24 protein-coding genes and 1 pseudogene are annotated in these 25,876 nt (G+C 68.1%); 9 read left to right on the top strand and 16 right to left on the bottom strand.

Annotated elements, in window-relative coordinates; translation table 11 throughout:
• Positions 1-6: 6 nt before the first annotated feature.
• The 4 genes from AC1DKV_RS16795 to AC1DKV_RS16780 form a co-directional block, all read right to left on the bottom strand.
• Positions 7-1,536 (bottom strand): efflux transporter outer membrane subunit, encoded by a 1,530-nt coding sequence (locus AC1DKV_RS16795; RefSeq protein WP_477137642.1) that lies wholly within the window; start codon positions 1,534-1,536, stop codon positions 7-9.
• Between the two features lie 11 nt (positions 1,537-1,547).
• Complete coding sequence (locus tag AC1DKV_RS16790; RefSeq protein WP_477137641.1) at positions 1,548-4,739, bottom strand: efflux RND transporter permease subunit; 3,192 nt, start codon at positions 4,737-4,739, stop codon at positions 1,548-1,550.
• A 210-nt stretch (positions 4,740-4,949) separates the two neighbouring features.
• Positions 4,950-6,218 (bottom strand): efflux RND transporter periplasmic adaptor subunit, encoded by a 1,269-nt coding sequence (locus AC1DKV_RS16785; RefSeq protein WP_477137640.1) that lies wholly within the window; start codon positions 6,216-6,218, stop codon positions 4,950-4,952.
• A gap of 141 nt (positions 6,219-6,359) precedes the next feature.
• Positions 6,360-7,283, bottom strand: coding sequence for an alpha/beta hydrolase (locus AC1DKV_RS16780; RefSeq protein ID WP_441618978.1), 924 nt, complete (start codon positions 7,281-7,283; stop codon positions 6,360-6,362).
• Positions 7,284-7,587: 304 nt separating this feature from the next.
• On the opposite strand from AC1DKV_RS16780, the gene AC1DKV_RS16775 reads away from it, so the two are divergent.
• Positions 7,588-8,544, top strand: a complete 957-nt coding sequence (locus tag AC1DKV_RS16775) for a LysR family transcriptional regulator (protein ID WP_441618976.1) — start codon at positions 7,588-7,590, stop codon at positions 8,542-8,544.
• A 19-nt stretch (positions 8,545-8,563) separates the two neighbouring features.
• Here AC1DKV_RS16775 and AC1DKV_RS16770 read toward each other — a convergent pair whose 3' ends face one another.
• Complete coding sequence (locus tag AC1DKV_RS16770) at positions 8,564-9,010, bottom strand: RidA family protein (protein WP_441618974.1); 447 nt, start codon at positions 9,008-9,010, stop codon at positions 8,564-8,566.
• A 145-nt stretch (positions 9,011-9,155) separates the two neighbouring features.
• Between AC1DKV_RS16770 and AC1DKV_RS16765 the strand changes: the two genes are divergently transcribed.
• The 3 genes from AC1DKV_RS16765 to AC1DKV_RS16755 all read left to right on the top strand — a co-directional run bounded on the left by AC1DKV_RS16765 (position 9,156) and on the right by AC1DKV_RS16755 (position 11,506).
• Positions 9,156-9,815 (top strand): helix-turn-helix transcriptional regulator, encoded by a 660-nt coding sequence (locus AC1DKV_RS16765; protein WP_477137639.1) that lies wholly within the window; start codon positions 9,156-9,158, stop codon positions 9,813-9,815.
• Between the two features lie 105 nt (positions 9,816-9,920).
• Complete coding sequence (locus AC1DKV_RS16760; RefSeq protein ID WP_477137638.1) at positions 9,921-10,751, top strand: alpha/beta hydrolase; 831 nt, start codon at positions 9,921-9,923, stop codon at positions 10,749-10,751.
• A gap of 107 nt (positions 10,752-10,858) precedes the next feature.
• Complete coding sequence (locus tag AC1DKV_RS16755) at positions 10,859-11,506, top strand: LysE family translocator (RefSeq protein WP_441618968.1); 648 nt, start codon at positions 10,859-10,861, stop codon at positions 11,504-11,506.
• 117 nt (positions 11,507-11,623) lie between these two features.
• Here AC1DKV_RS16755 and AC1DKV_RS16750 read toward each other — a convergent pair whose 3' ends face one another.
• The 3 genes and pseudogenes from AC1DKV_RS16750 to AC1DKV_RS16740 form a co-directional block, all read right to left on the bottom strand.
• The gene (locus AC1DKV_RS16750) at positions 11,624-11,866 is read right to left on the bottom strand and encodes a hypothetical protein (RefSeq protein WP_441618966.1); all 243 of its coding nucleotides are present in this window, start codon (positions 11,864-11,866) and stop codon (positions 11,624-11,626) included.
• Positions 11,867-11,966: 100 nt separating this feature from the next.
• Positions 11,967-12,881, bottom strand: a complete 915-nt coding sequence (locus tag AC1DKV_RS16745; RefSeq protein WP_441618964.1) for a glutaminase — start codon at positions 12,879-12,881, stop codon at positions 11,967-11,969.
• A 219-nt stretch (positions 12,882-13,100) separates the two neighbouring features.
• A pseudogene (locus tag AC1DKV_RS16740) lies at positions 13,101-14,357 on the bottom strand (glutamate carboxypeptidase); the annotation flags it as partial.
• 121 nt (positions 14,358-14,478) lie between these two features.
• Between AC1DKV_RS16740 and AC1DKV_RS16735 the strand changes: the two are divergent.
• Complete coding sequence (locus AC1DKV_RS16735; RefSeq protein WP_477137637.1) at positions 14,479-15,594, top strand: GlxA family transcriptional regulator; 1,116 nt, start codon at positions 14,479-14,481, stop codon at positions 15,592-15,594.
• A gap of 98 nt (positions 15,595-15,692) precedes the next feature.
• Here AC1DKV_RS16735 and AC1DKV_RS16730 read toward each other — a convergent pair whose 3' ends face one another.
• Complete coding sequence (locus AC1DKV_RS16730; RefSeq protein ID WP_441618958.1) at positions 15,693-16,424, bottom strand: BON domain-containing protein; 732 nt, start codon at positions 16,422-16,424, stop codon at positions 15,693-15,695.
• A 192-nt stretch (positions 16,425-16,616) separates the two neighbouring features.
• Positions 16,617-17,042 (bottom strand): OsmC family protein, encoded by a 426-nt coding sequence (locus AC1DKV_RS16725; protein ID WP_477137636.1) that lies wholly within the window; start codon positions 17,040-17,042, stop codon positions 16,617-16,619.
• Positions 17,043-17,511: 469 nt separating this feature from the next.
• On the opposite strand from AC1DKV_RS16725, the gene AC1DKV_RS16720 reads away from it, so the two are divergent.
• From AC1DKV_RS16720 to AC1DKV_RS16710, 3 genes are all read left to right on the top strand, one after another.
• Complete coding sequence (locus AC1DKV_RS16720; RefSeq protein ID WP_477137635.1) at positions 17,512-18,597, top strand: calcium:cation antiporter; 1,086 nt, start codon at positions 17,512-17,514, stop codon at positions 18,595-18,597.
• A gap of 110 nt (positions 18,598-18,707) precedes the next feature.
• On the top strand, positions 18,708-19,781 hold the full coding sequence (locus AC1DKV_RS16715) for a porin (RefSeq protein ID WP_441618952.1): 1,074 nt from the start codon (positions 18,708-18,710) through the stop codon (positions 19,779-19,781).
• A gap of 121 nt (positions 19,782-19,902) precedes the next feature.
• On the top strand, positions 19,903-20,580 hold the full coding sequence (locus tag AC1DKV_RS16710) for a uracil-DNA glycosylase family protein (protein WP_441649815.1): 678 nt from the start codon (positions 19,903-19,905) through the stop codon (positions 20,578-20,580).
• A gap of 69 nt (positions 20,581-20,649) precedes the next feature.
• Here the strand turns inward: AC1DKV_RS16710 and wrbA are convergent, their stop codons facing one another.
• Positions 20,650-21,270, bottom strand: coding sequence for an NAD(P)H:quinone oxidoreductase (gene wrbA / locus AC1DKV_RS16705; protein ID WP_441618948.1), 621 nt, complete (start codon positions 21,268-21,270; stop codon positions 20,650-20,652).
• 247 nt (positions 21,271-21,517) lie between these two features.
• Here wrbA and AC1DKV_RS16700 point away from each other — a divergent pair, with 247 nt between their 5' ends.
• Entirely contained in the window at positions 21,518-21,778 is a 261-nt protein-coding gene (locus AC1DKV_RS16700) for a UBP-type zinc finger domain-containing protein (protein ID WP_441618946.1), read from the top strand.
• On the opposite strand, the gene AC1DKV_RS16695 is transcribed toward AC1DKV_RS16700, so the two are convergent.
• The 5 genes from AC1DKV_RS16695 to AC1DKV_RS16675 form a co-directional block, all read right to left on the bottom strand.
• Positions 21,768-22,445 carry a GntR family transcriptional regulator gene (locus AC1DKV_RS16695; protein ID WP_477137634.1) on the bottom strand — a complete coding sequence of 226 codons (678 nt, stop codon included), beginning with the start codon at positions 22,443-22,445 and terminating at the stop codon, positions 21,768-21,770. The genes AC1DKV_RS16700 and AC1DKV_RS16695 overlap by 11 nt on opposite strands.
• Position 22,446: 1 nt before the next feature.
• The gene (locus tag AC1DKV_RS16690) at positions 22,447-23,445 is read right to left on the bottom strand and encodes a 2Fe-2S iron-sulfur cluster-binding protein (RefSeq protein ID WP_441618942.1); all 999 of its coding nucleotides are present in this window, start codon (positions 23,443-23,445) and stop codon (positions 22,447-22,449) included.
• Positions 23,446-23,504: 59 nt separating this feature from the next.
• On the bottom strand, positions 23,505-23,984 hold the full coding sequence (locus AC1DKV_RS16685; protein WP_441618940.1) for a GlcG/HbpS family heme-binding protein: 480 nt from the start codon (positions 23,982-23,984) through the stop codon (positions 23,505-23,507).
• Positions 23,985-24,041: 57 nt separating this feature from the next.
• Positions 24,042-25,502 carry an aldehyde dehydrogenase family protein gene (locus tag AC1DKV_RS16680; RefSeq protein ID WP_477137633.1) on the bottom strand — a complete coding sequence of 487 codons (1,461 nt, stop codon included), beginning with the start codon at positions 25,500-25,502 and terminating at the stop codon, positions 24,042-24,044.
• A gap of 92 nt (positions 25,503-25,594) precedes the next feature.
• On the bottom strand, positions 25,595-25,876 hold a 282-nt coding region (locus AC1DKV_RS16675; RefSeq protein WP_477137632.1), incomplete at its 5' end, for an iron-containing redox enzyme family protein.

The raw sequence follows: 25,876 nt of genomic DNA, 5'->3' as shown, positions 1-25,876 counted from the left end.
GGGGCTTCAGCGGTTCGCTGCGAGCGGAGGCTGCGCCGTGCCCGGTGCCGCATCGGGCAGCGGCCCCCAGCCGCCGCCCAGGCTGCGCACCAGCGCCACCGTGGCCGAAGCCCGCAGGCCGGCCACCTGGTTGGCCTCGCGCTGCGACTGCAGCACCGTGCGGTCCGCGTCGATCACCGTCAGGTAGTCCACCGCGCCGGCCTCGTAGCGGCTGCGCGAGATCTTCGCCGCGCGCCGCGCCCMGCCCAGCGCGCCGTMCAGCGCACCGGCCTGCTGGCTCAGCCAGCGCACGTCCGCCAGGCTGTCCTCCACCTCGCGCAGCGCCGTCAGCACGCTTTGCCGGTAGCTCGCCACCGCCTCCTCGTGCTGCGCCCGCGCCGCCGCCAGGTTGGCCTTGTTGCGCCCGCCGTCGATGATCGGCGCGGCGATCRTGCTGCCGATCAGCGGCCCCAGCATCCACGCCGTCGACGACCACTTGAACAGGTTCGACAGGTCGTTGGACTCGAAGCCGAACAGCCCCGTGAGCGTGATCTTCGGGTAGAACGCCGCCTTGGCCACGCCGATGCGCGCATTGGCCGCCGMCATCTGGCGTTCGGCCTGCGCGATGTCGGGGCGGCGCTCCAGCAGCTCGGACGGCAGCCCCGCCGGCACCGCGATCAGCGCTGCGTCGAGCGGATGCGCGCCCAGCGTGAAGGCCGCCGGCGGCGCCCCGGTCAGCACCGCCAGCGCGTGCTCCTGGTTGGCCCGGCGCCGTTCGATGGCGGCCAGGTCGGCGCGCGCCGTGCCCAGCTCCGCCTCGGCCCGCGCCGGGTCCAGGTCGGTGGTCTCGCCTTCGTCGAAGCGGCGCTTGAGCAGCTTGAGCGCATCCTCGCGCAACGCGATGGTGGCGTTGAGCAGGTCGCGCTCGCTGTCCAGCGTGCGCAGCGCGAAGTAGGCCTGCGCCACGTCGGCCTGCAGCGCCAGCTGCACCGAGCGGTACAGGTCCTCGGCCGCCGCGCCCTCGGCGCGCGCCGCCTTGACGTTGTCGGCCACCCGGCCGAACAGGTCCAGCTCGTAGCTGGCGAAGGCGCGTGCCTTGTACACGGTCTGCGCCGGCACCTTGGTGCCGTCGGGCAGCCCCTGCGAGGCCGCCGAATACTGCGTGCGGGTCGGGTCCAGCCCCACGCTGAGCTGCGGGGACTGGTCGGCCTCCGCCACGCCGGTGAAGGCGCGCGCCTGCTTGAGCCGCGCCGCGGCGATGGCCAGGTTCTGGTTGGACTCGGTGGCCTGCGCCATCAGGCGGTCGAGGTCGGCGTCACCGAAGATCTTCCACCATTCGCCGCGCGGCGCCCCCTCCGAGGGCGTGGCCACCTTCCACTGGCTGCCTTCGGCCTGCGCGGCCGCGGCTTCCTTGTAGGCCGGCGTGGCCGCGGTCGCGCTCTCGGGCACCTGGTAGGTCGGCGCCAGCGAGCAGCCCGCCAGGATCAGCGCCACGGCCAGCGTGGCCAGGCGCGGCAAGGCGCCGGATGCCATCGTCGATGTCATGGATACGTTCATGTCGGTCATCCTTATTCAGCGGAGGCGATCGCCTGGTGGCTCGCCGACGGGGCGCTGGCCGCGCGGCGGCGCTCGCCACGCGTGGCCAGCAGGCGCAGCGCCACATAGAACACGGGGGTGAGGAACAGCCCGAAGAAGGTCACGCCCAGCATGCCGGCGAACACCGCCACGCCCATCGCATGACGCATCTCCGCGCCGGCSCCGGTSGAGACCACCAGCGGCACCACGCCCATGATGAAGGCGAACGAGGTCATCAGGATCGGGCGCAGGCGCAGGCGGCTGGCCTCGATGGCGGCAGCCACGATGGTGCGGCCTTCATGCTCCAGTTCCCGGGCGAACTCCACGATCAGGATCGCGTTCTTCGCCGACAGCCCCACCAGCACGATGAAGCCGATCTGCGTAAAGATGTTGTTGTCACCCTTGGTCAGCCACACGCCTGTCATGGCGGCGAGCAGGCTCATCGGCACGATCAGGATCACGGCCAGCGGCAGCGTCAGGCTTTCGTACTGGGCGGCCAGCACCAGGAACACCAGCAGCACGCACAGCGGGAAGATCCAGACGCCCGCGTTGCCGGCCAGGATGTCCTGGTAGGTCAGGTCGGTCCATTCGAACTTGATGCCCTTGGGCAGCGTCTCGGCCGCGATGCGCTCGGCCGCGGCCTGCGCCTGGCCCGAGGAGAAGCCTGGCGCCGGGCCGCCGTTCATGTCGGCMGCGGTAAAGCCGTTGTAGCGCACCACGCTGTCCGGGCCGAAGCCTTGCTTGACGGTCAGCAGCGACGACAGCGGCACCATGTCGCCGGCGGCGTTGCGCGTMTTGAGCTGCAGGATGTCCTCGGCATGCTGACGGAACTGCGCGTCAGCCTGAACCTTGACCTGGTAGGTGCGACCGAACTTGTTGAAGTCGTTCACGTAGGCCGAGCCGAGGTAGGTCTGCAGGGTGTCGAACACATCGGTGACCGGCACGCCGAGCTGCTTGGCCTTGACGCGGTCGAGCTTGACGTCGAGCTGCGGCACGTTGACCTGGTAGTTGCTGAAGATGCCGGCCAGTTCGGGCGTCTTGCGCGCCTTGTTGGTGAAGGCGCTGGTGGCGTCGAACAGCGCGTCGTAGCCGAGCGCGGCACGGTCCTCGATCATCAGCTTGAAGCCGCCGATGGTGCCCAGGCCCTGCACGGGCGGCGGCGGGAACACGGCGATGAAGGCATCCTGGATCGACGCGTACTTGGCGTTGAGCTGCTGCGCGATGGCCGCCCCCGACATGTCCTTGCCCTTGCGCTCCTCGAACGGCTTGAGCGTGGCGAACACGATGCCGGCGCTCGGGCTGTTGGTGAAGCCGTTGATCGACAGGCCCGGGAAGGCCACCGCCGATTCCACGCCCGGATGCTTGAGCGCGATCTCCGACATGCGACGKATCACGTCCTCGGTGCGGTCCAGCGTGGCGCCGTCGGGCAGCTTGGCGAAGCTCACCAGGTACTGCTTGTCCTGGGCCGGCACGAAGCCCTTCGGCACCAGCTGGAACACGCCCCAGGTCAGCGCCAGCATGACCGCATAGACGCCGAACACCGCGCTCTTGCGCGAGATCACGCCCTTCACGCCGCGGCCATAACGGTCAGCGCTGGCACCGAAGAAGCGGTTGAAGCGGGCGAAGAAGCCGCCCAGCACTCGGTCCATGCCGCGCGACAGCCAGTCCTTGGGCGCATCGTGGCCGCGCAGCAGCAGCGCGGACAGCGCCGGCGACAGCGTCAGCGAGTTGAAGGCCGAGATGATGGTCGAGATCGAGATGGTCAGCGCGAACTGCTTGTAGAACTGTCCGGTCAGGCCGCTCATGAAGGCCAGCGGCACGAACACTGCGATCAGCGTCAGCGCGATGGCGATGATCGGGCCGCTGACTTCGCGCATGGCCTTGTAGGTCGCCTCCTTCGGCGACAGCCCCTCGGCAATGTTCCGCTCGACGTTCTCCACCACCACGATCGCATCGTCGACCACGATGCCGATGGCCAGCACCAGCCCGAACAGCGACAGCGCGTTKATCGAGAAGCCGAACGCATGCATCAGGCCGAAGGTACCGACGATCGACACCGGCACCGCCAGCAGCGGAATCACCGAAGCGCGCCAGGTCTGCAGGAACAGGATCACCACCAGCACCACCAGCGCGATGGCCTCGAACAGCGTGTGCGTGACGGCCTCGATACTGTGGYGCACGAACTGCGTCKGGTCATAGACGATGCTGTAGTCCACGCCGTCCGGGAAGTTCTGCTTGAGTTCCTCCATGGTCTTGCGCACGTCATCCGAGATCTGGATGGCGTTGGAGCCCGGYGCCTGGAAGATCGGCAGCGCCACSGCGGRCYTGTTGTCSAGCAGCGAGCGCAGCGCGTAYTCCGAYGCGCCGAGYTCGATSCGGGCRATGTCCTTSAGGTASGTCACCGCRCCRTCGGCCGAGGTGCGCACCACCACGTCGCCGAACTCCTCCACGCTGGTCAGGCGGCCCTGGGCGTTGACCGACAGTTGCAGGTCGGTGCCAGGCAACGACGGCGACTGGCCGATCACGCCGGCCGCCACCTGCACGTTCTGCTCGCGGATCGCCTTGACCACGTCGGACGCGGCCAGCTGGCGCTCGGCCATCTTCTCCGGGTTCAGCCACACGCGCATCGAGTAGTCACCCGAGCCGAACATCTGCACCTGGCCCACGCCCTGGATGCGCGCCAGGCGGTCCTTGACGTTGATCAGCGCATAGTTGCGCAGGTAGGTCATGTCATAGCGGTCGTTCGGCGAGACCAGGTGGACCACCATGGTCAGGTCGGGCGAGCTCTTCACGGTGGTGATGCCCAGGCGGCGCACGTCCTCCGGCAGGCGCGGCTCGGCTTGCGAGACGCGGTTCTGCACCAGCTGCTGCGCCTTGTCCGGGTCGGTGCCCAGCTTGAAGGTCACGGTCAGCGTGAGCGTGCCGTCGCTGTTGGCCTGCGACGACATGTACAGCATGTCCTCGACGCCGTTGATCTGCTCTTCCAGCGGCGTGGCCACGGTCTCGGMGATCACCTTGGGGTTGGCGCCCGGGAACTGCGCGCGCACCACCACGGACGGCGGCACCACCTCCGGATACTCGGAGATCGGCAGCTTGAACATCGAGATGGCGCCGATCAGGAAGATCAGCACCGATAACACGCCGGCAAAGATAGGCCGGTCGATAAAGAATTTCGAGAGATTCATCTCAGTCTCGGCGAAAGCGCTCCCCCTGGCGGCCCGGATCGCGGGCACCATATGGAGCGTGGGGAAGCAAAAAAATGGCTCGGTTCTCTTGGGGGACGGTGTTTCGTCGAGGCCGGCGCGCATCGCTGGCGCCCGCCCTTTACCCCGGCCCTTCTGCCGCAGGCGGCAGGGGGCGGCAAACCCTCAACAGCTCAGGTTCATGTCGGCCGTTCAGGTCACCGGCTTGCCTTCAGCCGCCTTGTCGGTTGCCTTCTCGGCAGCGGCCTGCTTGCGGTCGGCGGATCCGGTACGCTGGTCCAGCTCGCGCTTGAACGCCATCTCCACCGCCTTGGGCGCCACCGTGTCGCCCGGGCGCACGCGCTGMAGCCCGTTGACCACGATCGTCTCGTCGGCCTTCAGGCCCTGGCGGATCACGCGCAGACCCTCGAACGACGGCCCCAGCGTGACTTCGCGGTAGGCCAGCTTGTTGGCCTTGTCCACCACCAGCACGAACTTCTTGCCCTGGTCGGTGCCGATCGCGCGGTCATTGATCAGCACCACCGGATGCGGTGCCCCGCCGCCGAGCTTGACCTTGGCGTACAGGCCCGGCAGCAGGCGGCCATCCGTGTTGTMGAACACCGCGCGCACRCGGATGGTGCCGCTGCGGGTRTCGAGCCGGTTGTCGAYCGAMTGGATMYKGCCCTGGTGCGGATTGCCGTCTTCGTCGGCCAGGCCCAGGAACACCGGCAGCCTCGACTGCCCGCCTTCCGTGTTGGCCGCGCCGCCAGCCTCGGGCGCCRTGTAGCGCAGGTAGGTCTGCTCGTCGACCTCGAAGCTCGCATACACCGGCGACACCGATACCACCGTGGTCAGCACCGGCGACGATGCACCCGGCGCCACGAGGTTGCCCACCGTGATCTCGGCGCGTGAGACGCGGCCGCTCACCGGAGCCACGATGCGGGTGTAGTTCAGGTTCAGCCGGGCTACTTCCAGCGATGCCTGTGCGGCACGCACGTTGGCTACCGCCTCGCGCGCACCGTTGTMGCGCTCGTCGAACTCGCGGCGCGATACCGCGTTGTCCTGCACCAGCCGCTGGGCGCGGGCCAGTTCAGTCTGTGCGTGGGAGGCGCGCACCTGCGCGGCCGCCAGCGCGGCTTCGGCGCGCGCCACTTCGGCGGCGTACGGACGCGGGTCGATGGTAAACAACGGATCGCCCTTCTTCACCAGCGCGCCCTCGCGGAAGTGCACGGCATCGATGGTGCCGCCAACGCGCGGACGGATTTCCACGCGGTCCACCGCTTCCAGGCGGCCGGAGAATTCATCCCATTCCGTGATGGTCTTGCCCAGCGCGCCAGCCACGTCCACGCCGGTGGGCGCCGGGGCCGGCACGGCCTGCGCCTCGCCGGCGTGCCAGGGCTTGAGCAATGATGTTGCCAGGCCCGCGCCGAGCACGGCGACGATGGCCAGGGCAATCATGGTGCGTCGATATTGCTGCTTCATTTTCTTCACTCCGTATTCCGTAGCGGGTTCTCTTCAACTGGAAAGCAAAAAAATCAGGACGAACGCCTCCGCCGGAGCGCGCCAGGGGGTCGCGCCCGGAGGGCCTGTGCATGCAGGCCGGCTTGTCGTGGCTGGCTCGGGTCAGCCCGGCGGGCTGGCTCCCGGGTTGCGTTCAGTCCTTGGTGAGGCATCGTCATCGCCGGCAAGGTAGCCTTGCAGGTAATGCGCGCCTTCGTTGACCCAKACCTGACAACGGTCATGGGACTGTTCCACGCCGGCGCCACAGGCACCGGGCATGATTCTGGCTTCGGCCGGCACGCCGGCCGTCTGCAGGCGCGACGCGAAGGCTTCGCCCTCGGCGCGCAGCGCGTCCTCTTCCGCCACCTGGATCAGCGTGGGCGGCAGGCCCGCCAGCCGCGAGGCCAGTGCGGGCGCCGCGTACGGATGCACGCTGGCGGCCGGGGTCGGCAGGTAGTCGCGGTAGTAACCGGCCAGGCGCTGCAGCATCTCCAGCGGCACGCTGCGGCCACCCTGCGCGCCGGCGCACGAAGCATGCTGCAGGCACGGGTCGGTCACCGGGCGGATCAGCCATTGCGCGCACGGCTCGGGCAGGCCCCGGTCACGCAGCATCTGCGACAGGGCGATCGCCAGGTTGCCGCCCGCCTCCTCGCCCACCAGGGCGAAGCGCAGCTTGTCCACCTTCAGGCGGCGCGCATGGCGCAGCACCCAGTCAACCGTGTTGAACGCATCTTCCGGCGCCGCCGGGAACGGAAAATCGGGCGCCAGCGAATAGGCCGGCGTCACCACCACCGCAGGCACCGTGGCCGCCAGCGATGCGGCGAGCCGCTGGGATTTCTCCACACTGCATTCCACGAAGCCGCCGGCATGCAGGTAAACCAGCCAGGGCAGCAATGCCGCGCCCTTKCCCTCCGGATAACCGGGCGGGTAGCTCAGGCGCACCATGATCGTACGGCCGCCGCTCTCGACGGCGTGCTCGGTCATGCGCCCCGCGGCCAGTTCGGCTGCGTGCGCCGCGGCTGCGGCTTTCGATCGGGTAGGCGCCATGGCGGTCATGTGCGCCGCGTTAACGGCGCTTCCATTGCTTATTGCGATGCAGCGAATTATGGTGGTTGATAAAGGTGGGATAAAGCGAGGCTTTGCCAATGCACTGTTTCTGTCGTGGAATAATCGGGGGTGTTGCGTGCGGGAAACCCTTCGCTTCACAAGGTCATGCGATTTGTGATCCACTCCCGCACTTCCGCAGCCACGCCCAGCGCCCAATCCGCCCTGTGCCAGGCCCGGCGGCACTTCACGCGAGTGCGCGCCCGGCCTGCCGGACCTGCCTGATTCCTTATTCCGGGGAGTGAACATGGATCGTCTCGTATCAATGCAGGCATTCACCCGCGTCGTGGATGTGGGCAGCTTTGCGCGGGCGGCCGAATCGCTGGACCTGCCCAAGGCCACGCTCACCCGGCTGATCCAGAACCTGGAGACGCACCTGGGCGTCAAGCTGCTGCACCGGACCACCCGGCGCATCAGCGTCACCACCGACGGCGCCGCATATTACGAGCGCTGCGTGCGGATCCTSGCSGACGTGGARGAGGCCGAGCAGTCGCTGACCCACCAGAACAACACACCGCGCGGCACGCTGGCCGTGGACACCACCGCGGGCCTCGCCCAGATGGTGCTGATACCCAGGCTGCACGAGTTCTTTGCCGCCTACCCCGAACTGAAGATGGAGCTGACCATCAACGGCAAGCCCATCGACCTGCTCAAGGAAGGCGTCGACGTGGTGCTGCGCGTGGGCGACCCCGTGGACGAAACCATGGTGGCGCGCCGCATCGGCCAGCTGCGCCTGGGMTTCTACGGCTCGCCGCTCTACCTCAAGCGCAACGGCACCCCCGCGCAGCCCAGCGACCTGACGCAGCACAAGGCGGTGAACTATCTGTCCAACCGCACCGGCCGGGAGATGCCGTGGCCGATGGGGCAAGGCGACAAGCGCACCGAAATGCTGCTGCCATCGGCCATTTCCACCAACGATGCCGACGTCTACCTGGCCTGCGCGCTCGAAGGCCACGGCCTGGCGCGCATATCGCGCGTGATGGCGCAGCCTTACGTGGAAAGCGGCCGGCTGGTCGAAGTGCTGGCCGACTGGCCGACGGACTCCCTGCCCATCTCCGCCATGTATCCGCAGAACCGCCATCTGTCGGCCAAGGTGCGCGTGTTCGTCAACTGGGCGGCAGACCTGTTCGCGCGCCATCCGCACTTCGGCGACGGCCAGTCCGCGCAGCCGCGCCAGCCGCAGCCGCCCAAGCTGGCTGCCTGAACAGGCCGGTGCCTTCACGCTAGGCGGCATGCGGGGCCTGCGCCACCGCCAGCGCCTCGATCTCGAACAGCATGCCGTCCAGCGCCAGCCGCGGCACCGGGATCAGCGTGCAGGCCGGCTTGGGCGCCTCGCCCCAGGCCCGGCCCAGCTCACGGGACAACACCGCCAGGCGCGCCTCGCTGTGATCCACCACCAGCACGGTCAGCCTGGCCACCTGGCGCAGTTGCGCGCCCGCCGCCGCCAGCGCCACGCGCAGGTTGTCCAGCGCCTGGCGCACCTGCGCGTCGAAACTGTCGGGCAAGCTGCCGTCCGCCCGTTCACCGCCCTGCCCGGCCACGCAAATGAGGCCGGCGCCCGGCGGAATCATCGCAACGTGGGAATAGCCATTGGCGCCGGGATCGTACAGGCCGATCGGATTGAGCATGGTGAGCCGGCGTGGCAGGTCGGCTGTACTGGTGGCTTGCATAGGACTGGATCCTCGTAGCGAAGGGTTGCAGCGAAAAGGTCGTGGCGAAAAGGCGCGCTCGCGCCAGGTGGGCGGGCGCCAGGCTCGACAAAGCCCACTGGCTACCCTAATATCCAAGAAAGTTTTTGGATATTAGGGCGCCACCATGAATTACGCAATAGAAAACTTGGATAACCATGACGGGCCTCCGGGTGATCGCATCCTGTTCCTGCTCAAGACCAAGGGGCCGGCCTCCACCACGCAGATCGCGCAGGCGCTCGGCGGCACTGCCGAGGCCGCCAGGCAGCAGGTGCAGAAGCTGCTGGCCGCCGGATTGATCGAAGGCCGCCAGCAACAGGGCGCCGGCGCCGGCCGGCCGCGTCAGGACTGGGCCCTCACCGCCAGCGGCCACGGCCGCTTTCCCGACAGCCATGCGCAGCTCACCATCCAGCTGATCGGGTCGGTGCGGGCGCTGTTCGGCGAAGCCGGCATGGAGCAGCTCATCGCCAGGCGCGAAGCCGAAACCCGCGAGCAATACCTGCTGGCGGTAACTGGCCAGGAGCAACTCGAACAACGGCTGGAAACGCTGGCGGGGTTGCGCCGCCACGAAGGCTATATGGCAAGGGTCKAGCGCGACGGCGACGACTGGCTGCTGATCGAAGACCACTGCCCCATCTGCGCGGCGGCGCAGGCGTGCCAGGGCTTCTGCCGCGCCGAACTCCAGATCTTCCGCGAAGTCATCGGCACGGGGGCCACGGTCAGCCGCGAGGAGCATCTGCTGAGCAACGCGCGTCGCTGCGTGTACCGGATCAGCGCGGTGGCGTGAGCCACGCCGGCCGGGCTTGGTGGGCGCGCGCGGCGATGCTATCTTGATGCGGCGCGCCTGGCCCCCCAGAACAAACGCCGGGCCTTGCCACCCACGGAGACAACCATGCCGAATCGCCCAGCGTCCGGACTCGCCCGCCTGCACGCCGCCGCGCTACTGTCCGCCTTGGTGCTCGCCGCGCTTTGGCTGGCCGTCCGGCCGGCGCACGCGCAAAGCGCGCCCGAGGTGGTCGACATCCCCACCAGGCCCGGCATCACGCAGCGCCTGCTCTACCTCGCGCCCGCGCAGCCCAGGGCGGCAGTCATCCTCTACGCGGGCGGCCACGGCGGCCTGCGCATCGCGCCCGGCGGCAGTTTCGGCTGGGGCGCCAACAACTTCCTGGTGCGCGCGCGGCAACTGTTCGTGGACAACGGCCTCGCCGTGGCCGTGGTCGACGCGCCGAGCGACCACCTGGTGCCGCCCTTCCTCAACGGCTTCCGGCAGAGCGCCGAGCACGCGCAGGACGCCAGGGCCGTGATCGCCTGGATGCGCAACCACGCCAACGTGCCGGTCTGGCTGGTCGGCACCAGCCGCGGCACGCAATCCGTCGCTGCCATCGCTATCCGGCTGGCGGACGGCGGCGGCCCCGACGGCATCGTGCTCACGTCCACCATCCTGCGCGAAKAGCGCGGCCGCCCCGTGCCCGCCATGGAGCTTGACAAGCTCAAGATGCCGGTGCTGGTCGTCCACCACGAGCAGGACGGCTGCAAGCTCTGCCCGTTCRCCGACGTACAGGGCCTGATGGACAAGCTGGCCAAGACGCCCAAGGCCGGCCTGATCAAGTTCGACGGCGGCAACAATGTGGGCGATCCCTGCGAGGCCATGGCTTACCACGGCTTCAACGGCATCGAGCCGCAGGTCGTGCAGGCCGTGGCGCGCTGGATGGCGGAGAAATAGCAGCGGCATGCGCTGGCGCTAGAATGGCTGGCGCCAGTTCGCACCCTGCCGCATACGCACCGCATTCGCCTCGCATTMGCGCCCTTCGGCATCTTTCGGAAACCGCMATGACGCACTCAACGCTGCTCCTGTTCCTGCTGGCCTCTGCCGTCACTATCGCCACGCCCGGGCCCACCGTCCTGCTGGCACTGAGCAACGGCTCGCGCTTCGGCGTGCGCGCGGCCTGCTGGGGCATGGCCGGCGCGGTCTGCGCCGACATGCTGCTGGTGGCCACCGCCGCGGCCGGCCTGGGGGCGGTGATTGCCGCCTCGGAGGTCGCCTTCCGCGCGCTCAAGTGGATCGGCGCCGCCTACCTGGCCTATGTGGGATGGAAGCTGTTGCGCGCCAGGGTTGGCGCCGTCCCGGCCGACGCCGGCGAGCTTGGCATCCGCGGCGCGCGCGAAAGCGCTCCCGCCCGCGAACTGTTCACGCGCTGCTTCCTGGTGGCGGCAACCAATCCCAAGGCCCTGCTGTTCATGTCCGCCTTCCTGCCGCAGTTCATCGACACCGGCGCCCCGCTGCTGCCGCAGTACGCGCTGATCATGGCGGTGCTCGCCCTGCTGAACCTGCTGGCGATGCTGGTCTACGCCATCCTTGGGGCGCGCGTGATGCACGCCTTCCGGGAAAGCGGCATGCGCTGGCTGAACCGCGTCTCGGGTGCGACGCTGATCGCCCTGGCGGGCGTGCTGGCGGTCTACCGGCGCGGCCAGGCATGAACCTTTCCGATCCGCGCGCAGACGCACGCCGGCGACGCAGTGCTCCGCGGACCGCGAGGTCGTCTACAGCGTGACGACCTGCATGGCGGAACACACGTGTTCCTGACCCGCCGGATGCTAAGGCAGGCGCTCTGCCATCTCCTTTCCGTGCACGAACCCCGCGGCCTCCGCCGCCTCGGGCGTGGAATACTGCTCGGCGGGTTTCGCTGATTCCACCAGGGTGCTCGCGGCCCGGATATTGGTGCCGGGCCGGCACACGCGCACCGTGTAGTCCCATGCGCTGGGCGTCTTGGCGCGCACCAGCACCTGCACCTCGTGTGTCTCGAACACACGCTTCTTCCAGGCAATCTCATATGGCATGACTGTCTCCGTTCTTATAGGGGCGATCCCGGCGCGGCGCGCGACCGGTGACGCTTGCGCATCATCCACGGGCCGACGCAGGGATCTATCCGCCATCGTATCAAAAGATAGAGTGCCCGCTGAGCGTTGTCAGCCATTCCAGCGCCTGCACCCCGGCCAGCGAGTTGCCGCTGTGGTCCAGGCCCGGCGACCACACACAAACAGCCCAACGGTGTGGCAGGACAGCAACAATGCCGCCGCCGACGCCGCTCTTGGCGGGCAGGCCGACGCGGTAGACGAAATCGCCGGCAGCATCGTAGGTACCGCAGGTCAGCATCAGGGCCGAGAGCCGCTTGGTGGGACTGGCACCGAGGATGCGCTCGCCGCTCCATGGCACCACCCCGCCGTGGGCGAGGAACAGCGCGGCACGGGCGAGGTCTTCGCAGCTCATGGCGATGGCGCATTGCCGGCAGTAGGCCTCGATGACCTTGTCGACCGGCATCTCGAGCCGGCCGAAGCTCTTCATGAAGTAGGCCATGGCGCGGTTGCGCTCGGCGTGGCCGGCTTCGGACTGCGCCACGCGCGTGTCGTAGTCGATCGCGGGATTGCCGCTGAGGCGGCGCAGGAACTGAACCAGTGCGGTCTCGGCCTGTACGAAGCGGCTGCACAAGACATCCGTCACCACCAGGGCGCCGGCGTTGATGAAGGGATTGCGCGGCAGGCCTTGCTCGTACTCGAGCTGAACCARCGAATTGAAGGCGTTGCCTGAGGGCTCGCGCCCTACGCGCTGCCAGAGGTCTTCGCCGAGCAGCTGGAAGGCCAGCGTGCAGGCGAACAGCTTGGAGATGCTCTGGATGGAAAACGGCACGGCGGCGTCGCCCACGCAATGGCTGCGGCCGTCTGCGAAGACCAGGGCCATGCCGAAATGCCCGGCGGATACGTTGGCCAGCTCGGGGATATAGTCCGCCACCCGGCCCTGGCCGAGCAGGGGCGCGATATCGCGGTGGATGCGTTGGAGGATATGCGCGTAGTCCATGCGTGGCCGTGGGCAAGCGTTGCGTTGGATCGCTCGCCGGCCAGGACCGGCGCAAGCGGCTGCGCATATCGTACAGCGAGACTGGCAGCGCGCGCAGGGTCGCGCTGCGCCGCAGGCGCGCGTCAGGCCATTGCGCGCGTGCCCTTGTCGGGCACGCGCGCCTGGGTGGCGGGCACCACGGCAAAGCTGACCATGCCCCAGACGAACAGCATCACATMAGTTGCGGCCGATCTCCTGCAAGATGCGGGACATCAGGTAGAGACGCGGCACGATCGAGTCGATCTCGATATATTCATCGCGCGCGTGATAGCCAAAGCCCGCCAGGCCAAAGCTCTCCAGCACCGTGGGCTTGCCCGAGCGGGCGGCGTAGCCCGCATCGGTGCCGCCGCCGGTCTGCGGCACCAGCGTCAGCTCGCGCTCGATCTCCTTGTAGATACCCTGCGCACGTGCCGCCAGCGCGCGGCTGCGCTGGTCCGCCACGTAGGGCGGGTGGCCCGGCGTGAGGCTGAGCGTGGTTTCCGTGTCCGGGATGAGCTTGCCGGAGGCCAGCTTGGCCTGCAGCGCGGTCTGCAGCTTTTCCAKCGCGCCGGGCTGCGTCAGGCGCACGTCGCCCACGGCTTCGGCCTTCTCGGTGATCTGGTTGAGGGGGCCGTTGGCGCTGGCGCGGGTCCAGACCAGGGCGGCGCCGGGCACGTCCCTGGCCACGTCGCGCGTCTGCAGCATCTGGTAGGAGAGTTCATAGAGCGCGTTGCGGCCCAGCTCCGGCGCGGCGCCGGCATGCGCGGCGCGGCCCTTGACGTCGAGCGTCGCAGTGGCGACGCCGGCCGAGGCCAGCAGCAGCGGCTGGCCCTTCATGACCACGGACCCGGCCGAGGGCTCGCAGGAAAGCACCACGTCATGCTGTTCGGCCAGTCTGGCGATGGTGTCGCCCGAGCYCGGCGATCCCACTTCCTCGTCGGGATTGAACAGCACGGTGATCTGCGCATAGTCCTGCCAGCCGGCCGCCTTGAGCAGCGCCAGCGAATGCAGGATCACGGCGATGCCGCCCTTGTCGTCGGCAATGCCGGGACCGTACAGGCGGTTGCCGTCTTGCCTGATCGGCTGGGTAGCAAGCGTATTGGGCCCGTAGACCGTATCCATATGCGCGATCAGCATGATGCGGCGCCGGCCGTTGCCGGTGAAGGTGCCCTTGACCATGGTGCCCGGACCGCGCGTGACGGCAATGCGCTCGGTGGTGGCGCCCAGTGCCTTGAGGCGGCCTTCGGTGAAGCTGGCCATCTGCGCCAGGCCGGCGGCGTTGGCGCTGCCTGACTCGATCGACACCATGTCCTTGAGCGACTGGATCACCGCGGGCTCTGCCGCGCGGGCGCCGTCCAGCAGTTGCTGGTCGGCCGCGCGGGCGCTGCCGGCGGAGCCAAGGGCCAGCGCGAGCACGGCGGCGGCGGCATGGGTGAGTCGGCGCAGGGATGGCTGCATGAAGTCTCCTGTTTGCATCGTTGTTGTGGCGGCGGGCGGGTTGCCGGCCGAGCGACGATGCTAGCCCTTGCGCGCGCGGCAAGGTAGGATCAATCCCGCCATTTGGAATGCCGATCCCGCCATGACACCCTCCCCCGCACCCGCTTCGGCCGTCCCGGCCGGCAGCACCGCCAGCCCCGTGAGCAGCGCCGCGCCGCTGCACGTGCGCCTGCTATGGCTGCCGCAAGCCAAGCCCGGCATGCTGTTCGGCGCGCTCGACGTGMTGCGCACCGMGGCCGGCGTGGCCCGCCTGCAGCGCCCCGATGCGGAGCCTCGCCTGAGCTGGACGATCGTCGGTCCCTCGGGCCGTGCGCTGCCGTTGCCGGCGCTGGGGCTCGAGCCGGCACGGCGCCGGCGCCGGACGGAAGATGGCAACGCGCTGGTGGTGGTACCTGGCATGCATGCGCGCAATGCGCTGCACCTCGAAGAAATCGTCAGCGGCGCGGGACCGGCGCTGCGGCTGCTGGAGCGGCACGCGCAGGCGGGCGGATGGATTGCYGCCGGGGAGTGCGGCATCGCCTTCCCCGCCGAGCTCGGCCTGCTGGACGGTGCGCGCATGGGCGCGCCGTGGCCGTTCCATGGCTGGATGGCCAGGCGCTACGCGCGCTGCGATTTCTCCGCCAGCGAACCCATGAGCGTGCACCAGCGCGTGTTTGGCTGCGTGGCGCCGGCGCTGCAGACGGAGTTCATGCTGCGCGTGCTGKGCCACCTGCACGACCCCGACCTCGCGCAGGCGTGCTCGCGGCTGCTGCTGTACCAGGCCGAGCGCCAGCAGCTGACGCCGGAGCTGGTGTCCCAGCGCTGGATGAGCCGTACCGCCGACAGCCCGGTCTACCGCGCCATGCGCTGGTTGCAGGCCAACGTGGACGCGCCTTACCGGCTGGCACAGGTGGCCGAGGCAGCCGCGGTGAGCGAGCGCACCTTGCTGCGGCACTTCCGCCAGGTCAGCGGCATGACCCCGCTGGACTACCTGCATACGCTGCGCGTGGAGCGCGCCAAGACCTTGCTCGAGGTGACGCTGCACGGCTCGCAGGCGGTGGCCGAAGCCTGCGGCTACAGCGATGCGGCAGCGTTCCGCCGGCTGTTCCAGCGGGCCACGGGGATGTCGATGTCGAACTACCGGGCACGCTTTGCGCTGCGGGCGCAGCGGCGCTACTGGCGCGTGGAAGACATGCCGCGCGCCACGGGCGGGGCGTAGCACGCGAGTGCTACGCCGGCCGCCAGTGTCCGGTGCTGGTTGCTGGTTGCTGGTTGCTGGTTGCTGGTTGCTGGTTGCTGGTTGCTAGTTGCTAGTTGCTAGTTGCTCAGGACGATACGGTTGACCACATCCTCCACCCCGTACAAATACCAGGCGTCGCGTTCAGCCTGGCGCCGGGCAGCATCGCTGGTGGCATAGCCCTCGAGCGTCACGACCCGGTTGGTGGTCTGCACGCGGATGCGGTCGGCATCGACAAACTGATCCGTCTCCAGCACCAGGCGCAGCGCCTCGGTGACTTCGTCGTCGCGGTCGTCCTCGGCCGGCGCCACCACCAGCTCGTTGATCACGCAGCGGCAGCCGCGCGACCACCATGCCAGCACGCCGGCCAGGCGCATGTGCGACAGGCTGATMACGTGGCCCCGTAACGTCACCACGCCGTCGTTGACTTCGATGGCGATCTCGCCGCTGGATTCGCCCACTGCTTCGCGCACCGGCTCCATCCGGCCCTTGGTATGTGCGCAGATGCGGCAATTGCGGAAATCGATGGCCTGCAGCAAGCGCACACAGATCGAGTTGCGTAGTTCCCCGTCGCCCACCGGCGTGCCCTCGGCCGCGATGCGCAGGTGGTCGATCACCTCGGGGACGCCGTCGACGCGGCGCACCATGGTCGCCACGCGGGACTTGTCGACAATATCAGGGACTTCGCCTTCGAGGATCAGCGCGCCGTCGCTCAGGCGCAGGTGGATGGTGGGATGGATGGGATGGCTGTGAAACGGCACGTGGGCAATGGCTGCCCGGGCCTGGGTCAGGACTGCTTCACTGCTATGCATGATGTCTGCCTTATCTTTGATAGGTCTGGATATAGGAGACGCGTTCCGTCCGGCGAACGCACACACTGCCAAGCCCCGACGCGACGGGGTCCGACAGGGAAATTTCATTATAGGAAGCCAGGCAGGGCATGCCCGGAGAGTTGATGCCGGCGTGCCGGGGCGGAATCTCCCGGCGCCGCGCGGCTGGCACGCTCAGGTCTCCACCGTGGCGTTCATGCTGATTTCCGCCTTGAGCACCTTCGATACCGGACAGCCTGCCTTGGCCGCCTGCAGGCAGCCCTCCACGGCCGCCTTGTMGGCGCCCGGCACGCGCACGGTMACGTCCAGTTGCACCGCGGTAATGGTGAAACCGGCACCGTCCTTGTCCAGGGTGACCGTGGCCTTGGTCTCGATCTTCTCGGCGACCATCTTGGCCTCGCCGAGGATGAGGGAGAGCGCCATGGAGAAGCACCCCGCATGGGCCGCCCCGATCAGTTCCTCGGGATTGGTGCCAGGACCGCCCTCGAAGCGGGCCTTGAAGCCGTAGGGTGCGTCCTTGAGCACGCCGCTCTGGGCGGAGATGCTGCCCTGCCCGTCCTTGATGCCGCCCTGCCATTTCGCCGATMCGTACTTTTGCATGAGTGTGCTCCATGGTGGAAACGCTTTGGCCCAGCCTGCGCCGGACCGGTGATGGGACGGGGCGAGGCCCGTCCGGGTGACTGCATAGCCTCCGTGCCATGCATCGGGCGCGGGCGGCGCTCGGCCGCGCCGTCCCCCCCAAGCCCCGACGCATCGAAAAATTCGCCAAAACGACCGCAATTCCGGCAAATCCACCGCCAATTCCATCGAATACATTCGAATTCTCGGGAACCGAACCGCCCGTCCGACTGCCTTATCTGCGCCACGCAGCCTGGTGGCGCGCGGCGATCGCAGGCTKAACCACAATAGGACGCAATGGTGGCGACGGCCAGGAAGCGCGCCGCGGGTGCACTATCGGGCGCAGCGACTTGCGGCACATTCATCACAATTTCTGTCGCGCACCGATCGCACACCGATCGCAAGACCATCAGAACCACCAATAGAACCATCAGAAAGAACGGGAGAACGGATGACTTTGACTTCGACGAAACTGCCTGCCTGGACCCTCTGGCTGCCGCTGTCGGCCTGGGGCATCCTGGCCGCGGGCATGGCCTTGCCAGGCCAGGCAATACTTCTGCTGCTGGCCGCCGTAGCCCTGGCCGGCTCGGTGTTTGCCGCCGTCCACCATGCCGAGGTGGTGGCGCACAAGGTCGGCGAGCCGTTCGGCACGCTGGTGCTGGCCATCGCGGTAACGGTGATCGAGGTGGCGCTGATCGTCTCGGTGATGCTGTCATCCGGCCCGGAAAAATCCGGCCTGGCGCGTGACACCGTGTTTGCCGCGGCCATGCTGGTGTGCAACGGCATCGTCGGCCTGTGCCTGCTGGTGGGCGGCCTGCGCCATCGCGAGCAGGCCTTCCAGGCCCCCGGCGCCACCGCCGCGCTGGCCGTGCTGGCCGCGCTGGCGGGGCTCACCATGGTGCTCCCCAACTACACCAGCGCCGTGCAAGGGCCGATGCTGTCGCAATCGCAACTGGCGTTCGCGGGCATTGCCTCGCTGGTGCTCTACGGCAGCTTCGTCTTCGTGCAGACCGTGCGTCACCGCGACTACTTCCTCGTGCCCGGCAACTCGGACGAGAGCGTGCACGCTCCGCCCCCGCCCACGCGCATTGCACTGGCCAGMGGCGGCATGCTGCTGGTCTGCCTGGTGGCGGTGGTCGGGCTGGCCAAGCTGCTCTCGCCGACGGTGGAAGCAGCGGTAGCGGGCGCCGGCGCGCCGCCGGCGGTGGTGGGTATCGTGATCGCCGCGCTGGTACTACTGCCGGAAGGCCTGGCAGCGCTGCGCGCCGCGCGCGCCGACCGCCTGCAGACCAGCATGAACCTGGCGCTGGGCTCCGCGCTGGCCAGCATCGGGCTGACCATCCCCACCRTGGCCGCGGTCTTCATCGTGGTCGGCAAGCCGCTCACGCTGGGCCTGGGGCCGACGGAAACCGTGCTGCTGGCMCTGACCTTGCTTGTGAGCACCCTGACGCTGCATTCCGGACGCACCACGATGCTGCAAGGMGTGGTGCACCTGGTGCTGCTGGCGGCCTACCTGTTCCTGTCGGTCGTGCCCTGAGCACACGGGGCGCCGCGAGGTCGCCCTGCCGGGATAGTGCTTCATGCGAGCGCGCACGATCCTTGCTGGTGGGAGCGCATCGATCTCACCAGCGCCCGGGCGCCCACGCCATGCTCCACCCGCCTCGCCTGTATCTCTACCTCGACGCGGTGGCCCGCCACGGCTCGATCCGCAAGGCCGCCGAGCAACTGCACGTAGCCTCCACCGCGCTGAACCACGCCTTTGTCGGCAGCAGCAAGGCCGGCGGCGGCGAGCGTGCCTACGGCGTCAACAGCGGCGGCATGCAGACCTCGTACTGGGGCGTGCGCGGCGCCGAGGACCTGGGCAGCGGCCTCAAGGCGATCTTCGACCTCAACGGCTTCTTCCGCCCCGACGCCGGCAAGCAAGGCCGCTTCGACGGCGACGCGCTGTTTACCCGCAACGCCTTCGTCGGCCTGCAGAGCACCGCGGCCGGCACCCTCAAGCTCGGGCGCAACACCACGCCCTATTTCCTCTCCACGATCCTGTTCAACCCGCTGGTCGACTCTTATAGTTTCGCGCCGTCGATCTTCCACACCTATTTCTCCGCCAGCAACGGCCGCGTCTACGACCCGGGCATCATCGGCGACTCGGGCTGGAGCAATTCGCTGGTGTATTCCACGCCGAACTTCAGCGGTCTCACTGTCAATGCGATCTACGCCTTCGGCGAGCAGGCCGGCAGCAACGGCAAGAACAAGTGGGGCGGCAACGTGCTCTACTTCAACGGCAACTTCGGCGCCACCGTGGCCTTCCAGCAGGTCAAGTTCAACAGCGTCCCCGGCGACGTCACCTCGCCCGCGGCACTGGCCGGCTTCGACAAGCAGAACGCGGTGCAGGTCGGCGTGAGCTACGACTTCAAGGTGGTCAAGCTGTTCGCGCAGGGCCAGTACATCAAGAGCAATGTCAGCAACGCCACCGGCGACATCAAGCACACCAATGGCCAGGTCGGCGCATCGGTTCCGCTCGGCGCGGGCAGCGTGCTGGTCTCGTATGCCTACGACAAGACCAGGAACGACGTGGCGGATTTCAGGCGCAACACCGCCGGCGTCGCCTATGACTACAACCTGTCCAGGCGCACCGATGTCTATGTGGCCTATTTCTACGACAAGCTGAGCGACCAGTCGCATGGCGACAGCTTCGGGGTCGGAATGCGCCACCGCTTCTGATGCGGTGATCGCGCCCGCGAGAGAGGGCCGCAAGCCATTCCCTTCGCCGGCCCCGGTTTGGCTGTCTCGCCACGAGAAGCGTTATCCTTCCATCCTTCTTGCTTCCKATCTGCCTGGCTGTATGGCATCCCCTCGCCTCACCATTTTGCCGGCCGCCGCGCCGCAAACCGATCTCGACACCTTGCTGTCCAGAGTCCGCGCCTGCCGCGTCTGCGCCGACCACCTTCCGCTGGGCCCGCGCCCGGTGGTCCAGGCTGCCCCCACGGCGCGCATCCTGATCGTCGGCCAGGCACCGGGCACGCGGGTGCATGCCAGCGGCATCCCGTGGGACGATCCGAGCGGCGACCGGCTGCGCGATTGGATGGGGGTCGACAAGACCGTGTTCTACGATCCGGCGCGCCTCGCCATCATCCCGATGGGTATGTGCTATCCGGGGCGCGGCGCCAGCGGCGACCTGCCGCCGCGCAAGGAATGCGCTCCGCTATGGATGGATGCGCTGCTGGCGTGCCTGCCGCAGATCGAGCTGACGCTGCTGGTGGGCCAATATGCACAGCGGCGCTTCCTGGGCGCCGGCGCGCGCGATGGCGTCACCGCCACGGTGGCGAACTTCGCGGCGCGCGGAGCGGGCGATTTGCCGCGCGAATTGCAGCACTGCCTGCCCCTGCCCCACCCGTCGCCGCGCAACCAGGGCTGGTTCAAGCACAATCCCTGGTTCGCGCAAGACCTGCTGCCGCGATTGCGCGCGCGCGTGGCCACGGTGCTGGCGGGCAGCAAGCCGGGATCACCGGCGGCGCAGTGAATGCGCCCCCGGGCGTTGTGGCTGCCGTGCGGCTATCGCCCCGGACTCATCGGCTTCGCCGATGGCGGGTCATTGCCCGGCCAGCTTCGCGGCGATGCCGGCGACGTGGCGCCCCTGGTAGCGAGCAATGGCCAGCTCGTTCTCGCTGGGCTGGCGCGAGCCATCCGCGGCGGTCAGGGTGGAGGCGCCGTACGGCGTGCCACCGGTGATCTGGCTCATGTCGAGCAGCCGCGCCTCGGCATAAGGTACGCCAACGATCACCATGCCCTGGTGCAGCAGCGTGGTGTGGAAGCTCGTGATCGTGGTTTCCTGTCCGCCGTGCTGGGTAGCCGTGCTGGTAAAGACACTCCCCACTTTCCCCACCAGTTTGCCGCTCATCCACAGGCCGCCGGTCTGATCCAGGAAATTGCGCATCTGCGCGCACATGTTGCCGAAGCGGGTCGGCGTGCCGAACAGGATCGCGTCGGCATCGGCCAGCTTGTCGGGGTCAGCCATCGGCACATGGGCAAACGCTGCGCGAGCGGCCTTGGCACCGCTCTTTTCCAGCACGGCGTCGGGCACCAGTTCCGGGACCTGGAGCAGCGCCACCTCCGCGCCMGCCACCTCGCGCGCACCGGCCGCCACGGCCTCTGCCATTTTGTAGACGTGTCCGTACATGCTGTAGAAGACCACCTGAATCTTGCAGGTCATGAGCACTCTCCTCCTGTCGGGAAAACGGCGGACGCACGATGGCGCCCTCACGCGCATGGGGCCGCGGCGAGCGGCACGGCTGCGCCCACCCGTAGAGTCTAGGCGAAGCGTGGTCCGCGCGCGAAGGCGCGCCGCGCTTTCCTTCGCGGTGKCGGCGCCTACAATGAAGAACCGACTGCAGGCCGCATGTGCCGTGCGTGGCGCGGGCGTGACAACGCGCTGCCAGCGCCAAAGATGGAGTTCCGCAATGACAACGGTGTGTCCGCACCTCGCGCTAAGCCATTCCGTCACGCCCAGCTCCAATGGCTGCGAGGAGTGCCTGCGCAGCGGCGACGAATGGGTGCACCTGCGTATCTGCCTGTGCTGCGGCCACGTGGGCTGCTGCGACGACTCGCCCAACCAGCATGCCTCGCGCCATTTCCTCGCCACCCAGCATCCGGTAGTCCGCTCCTTCGAGCCGGGCGAGTCGTGGCGATGGTGCTATATCGACAAGCTGTTCATCCCTTGATCCACGCGGCAGGCGTGACCGGCGTGGCGGCGTCCGCCGCGCTGTAGACGTGGCGCGTGGCCAGCAGCGCGGCGAGGTCGGCATCGCCGGCGATGACCGCCTGCAGGATCTGCGCGTGCTCGTCCCAGTTCTGCTGCGCGCGCAGGCGGTGGGCCGGCGCGAACACCAGCCCGGTACGCTCGCGCAGCGAGCGCATCATGTCCTGCAGCACACTGTTGGCGGCAATGGTGMCCAGCACTTCGTGAAAGCGGAAATTGAGCTCCAGCAGGCGCTCTTCTTCTGCGCCGCGCGCTGCCGCGGCGCCCTGGCGCAGTACTTCCTGCAACTCCGTCACCAGGTGCGGATCGCGCCGCTGCGCGGCCAGCTTGGCATTGAGACCCTCCAGCGTGGCGCGCACTTCCACCATCTCGCGGGCCATATGCTCCGACAGGCGCGCCACCGAGGCGCCGCGGCGCGGCTCGATGCGCACCAGCCCTTCGGTCGCCAGCGCGCGCAACGCCTCGCGCACCGGCACGCGCGACACACCGAGTTCCTCCGACAGCGCGTGCTCCACCAGCCGGTCGCCCTGCCGGTAGACGCCGCCCACGATGCGCTGGCGCAGGGTGTCCGTCACCTGCGCGAACAGCGGCGAATGGCGCGCGCCGAGGCTGCCGTCGGAATGGTCCATGTCAGGTGCGCTGGAAGGTGAAGCTGTCCGCGTAGATGTGCGCGCCGCTGGCGCCCAGGCCCATGAAGGTCTCGCGCGCATCGCGGATCATGTCCGGCGAGCCGCACAGGTAGATGGCGTGTTCCGAGAGATCGGGCAAGTCCTCGGCCACCGCGTGCTGCACGTGGCCGCGGCGCCCGCTCCAGCCCTCGCCGGCACGCGACAACACCGGCACGTACTGGAAGTCGTACAGGCGCGCGCCCCATTGCTGGATCTCTTCGTGCAGGTAGAGATCGGCCTCGGTGCGCATGCCCCAGTAGAGCGACACGGGCGGGCAGTCCGGGTCGTCCATCAGCGATTCGAGAATGCTCTTGATCGGCGCCAGGCCGGTGCCCGTGGCCACCATCACCAGCGGGCGATAGTCGTCCTTGCGGAAGTAGAAGCCGCCCAGCGGCAGTTCCACGTCGAGATGGTCGTCGGAGCGCAGGCCGGACAGCAGGCGTTCGGTGAAGTAGCCGCCTGGGATGCGGCGCACGTGCAGGTCCACGGTGCGGTCCCTGGGTACCGATGCCATCGAGAAGCTGCGCGCCACGCCGTCGCCGGTGAAGATCTTCAGGTACTGGCCCGGACGGTAATCAAGGGCCTCGGCCTGCGGCAGTTCCAGCGTCAGGTGCACCACGTCGGCGCACAGCGGCTCGATCCTGCGGATCACCGCGGTGTGCCGCGCCGGTTCTGCGCAAGGCTCGCCGGGGCGCGCGGTGCTGATCACGAGGTCGCTGGTGGGCCGCGCCTGGCAGGCCAGCGCGAAACCTTCGCCCTCTTCTTCCGGCGTCAGGCTCATGGGGTATTCCTCATAGGCCACCGTGCCTTCCACCAGCCTGACGCGGCACGTGGCGCAACCGCCGAAGCGGCAGTCGTGGGCCATTTGCACGTTGGCGCGCAAGGCGCCGTCGAGCACCGATTCGTCGGCGCCGACTTCGAACGATTGCTGGGATTCGATGAGATGGATACGGTAAGACATGGCTGACTCGGCAATGCGTGAAAGGCGAAGGCGCGCGGCACGCGCGCCCTTCTTCTTGGTTACTTCTTGATGTCGGCTTCGACCAGCACCTTGAGGTCGTCGCCGGCCAGCAGTTCCTGCAGCGCCTGCAAGGCGGCCACGCCGCATGCGGTGTCCTGCTCGCCGTTGCCGCCGCTCAGGCCGATGCCGCCGATCACCTCGCCGTTGACCACGATCGGGAAGCCGCCCACGAACACCGCGAACTTGCCCTCGAAGCTCCACTGGATGCCGAAGGCTTCATTGCCCGGCAGCGCGGGGCCGTTGGGCGCCTGGTTGAACAGGTGGGTGGAGCGCTTGTGGCCGGCGGCGGTGAAGGCCTTGTTCCAGGCGATCTGCGGACCGGTGATGCGGGCGCCGTCCATGCGCTCGAGCGCCAGCGGGTAACCGCCGTCGTCGACCACGCAGATCGATTCCAGCACGCCGATTTCCTCCGACTTGCGGATCGCGGCCGCCACCATGTGACGGGCTTCCTTCAGTTCCAGCTTGATGGCTTTTCTCATGTCCTGCTCCTGCTTTCTTTCTTGATGGATTTGGTCCGCTGCTGTCTCGGCAATGCCTCAGCAACCGCGGTACACGGTCTTGATCTGCGTATAGAACTCCAGCCCCGCCCGGCCCGACTCGCGGAAGGTGGAGGTGCTGGACTGCTTGAGCCCGCCGAACGGCGCATTGATCAGGTTGCCGGTGGTGGTGCGGTTGATCTTGACGGTGCCCGACTGGATGTCGTTGGCGAAATCGTGCGCATAGCGCGGATTGCTGGTCACGATGGCGGCGGACAGGCCGTACTCGGTGTCGTTGGCCTTGGCGATGGCGTCCGCGTAGCTGCTCACCTCGATGATGGCGATCACCGGGCCGAAGATTTCCTCGCGGGCGATGCGCATCTGCTGGGTGACGTCGGTGAAGATGGCCGGCGCGACGTAGAAGCCCTTGTCATATTCGCCGCCGCTCAGGCGCTCGCCGCCGCACAGGTGCGTGGCCTCGGCCTTGCCGGTCTCGACATAGCCCAGCACGGTCTCGAGCTGCTTGCGCGTGGCCAGCGGGCCGACGTCCATGCCCGGGGTCATGCCGCTGCCGATCTTGAGCGTCCTGACCTTGGCCAGCAGCTTCTCGGTATAGGCGGCCTTGACCGATGCCATCACCAGCACGCGGCTGGTGCCGGTGCAGGCCTGGCCGCTMAGCGAGAAGCCGCCCTTGATGGTGAGGTCCACCGCGCGGTCCAGGTCGGCGTCTTCMATCACGATCAGCGGGTTCTTGCCGCCGAGTTCCATCTGCGTGCGCGTGCTMAGCGACACCGAGCGATGGATATGCTGCCCCGCCGCCGTGGATCCCGTGAAGGAAATCGCGCGCACTGCCGGCGCTTCGGTGATGGCAGCGCCCACGTCGCCGGCGCKGCCGGTGATGAAGTTGAGCACACCCTTCGGGAGGCCGGCCTCGATAAACGCCTGCGCCAGCCGGTAGCCGCTCAGCGGTGCGTCCGACGAGGGCTTGAATACCACCGTGTTACCGGCGATCAGTGCTGGCGCGATCTTGCGCGCGGGGATCGAGACCGGGAAGTTCCACGGCGAGATCACCGTCACCACGCCGAGTGGCTCGCGCTGGCTGTAGACCAGCATGTCCGGATCGTCCTGCGGATAGGTCTCGCCCGAGAACGACTGCCCTTCCACGGCATAGAAGCGGATGGTCTGCGCCGAGCGCAGGATTTCGTCCTTGCTCAGGTTGAGCGCCTTGCCTTCCTCGCGCGTAAGTTCCTCGGCGATCTGGTCGGCGTGCGCTTCCAGGTAATCGGCCGCGCCATTGAGGATCTTGGCGCGCTTGGTGATCGGGGTCTTCTTCCACGCCTCGAACGCCGCCGCGGCCGCGGCTACCGCGGCCTGGGCGTCGTCCGCCGTCGAGGCCTGGAACCGGCCGACGATATCGCCCGTGTCCGCCGGGTTGACGTTGTCGAAGGTTCGCCCGCTGGCGCTMTTGGTCCATTCGCCATTGATGTGGTTGGCGAATTCGTCTGTCTTTGCTACTGCCATGATGTACAAGCCTTTCGTCCGGTCAGGCCCCGCGCGGKGCCGTCGATGCCAATGMAGCMGTGTCCTGGCCGCCCTGCCTTACCCTGCTGGCCTCAAGCGGCGAGTTCGAGTTCKGGCAGCGGGATTTCCTGCGCGACGTAGTCGTGATAKAGGGCGGTGGTATAGAGCAGGCGCATCTGTGCGCCGATCTCGCAGATCTTCAGGCAGCGCTGCTGGAGCTCGGGCGTGTCGGCGTGTTCGAGCACGATMTGGTAGCCGCGCTCGCCGTGGATTTCGTCGGAGACGATATGCAGGTCGAAGAACTCGACTTCTTCGTCGGTGAAGTTGTACTTGTCGCGCAGGGTGGGGGTCTGCTTGCGGTAGATCGAGGGGAC

Source organism: Cupriavidus sp. 05T41, assembly GCF_056396525.1.
This window is presented reverse-complemented; position numbering and strand designations above follow the sequence as displayed.

Excerpts from the sequence above, each read along its gene's own strand:
- AC1DKV_RS16770 (WP_441618974.1), bottom strand. The coding sequence starts at position 9,010 with ATGCAAGCCACCAGTACAGCCGACCTGCCACGCCGGCTCACCATGCTC.
- AC1DKV_RS16755 (WP_441618968.1), top strand. The coding sequence starts at position 10,859 with ATGACGCACTCAACGCTGCTCCTGTTCCTGCTGGCCTCTGCCGTCACT.
- AC1DKV_RS16750 (WP_441618966.1), bottom strand. The coding sequence starts at position 11,866 with ATGCCATATGAGATTGCCTGGAAGAAGCGTGTGTTCGAGACACACGAG.
- AC1DKV_RS16715 (WP_441618952.1), top strand. The coding sequence starts at position 18,708 with ATGCTCCACCCGCCTCGCCTGTATCTCTACCTCGACGCGGTGGCCCGC.
- AC1DKV_RS16710 (WP_441649815.1), top strand. The coding sequence starts at position 19,903 with ATGGCATCCCCTCGCCTCACCATTTTGCCGGCCGCCGCGCCGCAAACC.
- AC1DKV_RS16700 (WP_441618946.1), top strand. The coding sequence starts at position 21,518 with ATGACAACGGTGTGTCCGCACCTCGCGCTAAGCCATTCCGTCACGCCC.
- AC1DKV_RS16690 (WP_441618942.1), bottom strand. The coding sequence starts at position 23,445 with ATGTCTTACCGTATCCATCTCATCGAATCCCAGCAATCGTTCGAAGTC.
- AC1DKV_RS16685 (WP_441618940.1), bottom strand. The coding sequence starts at position 23,984 with ATGAGAAAAGCCATCAAGCTGGAACTGAAGGAAGCCCGTCACATGGTG.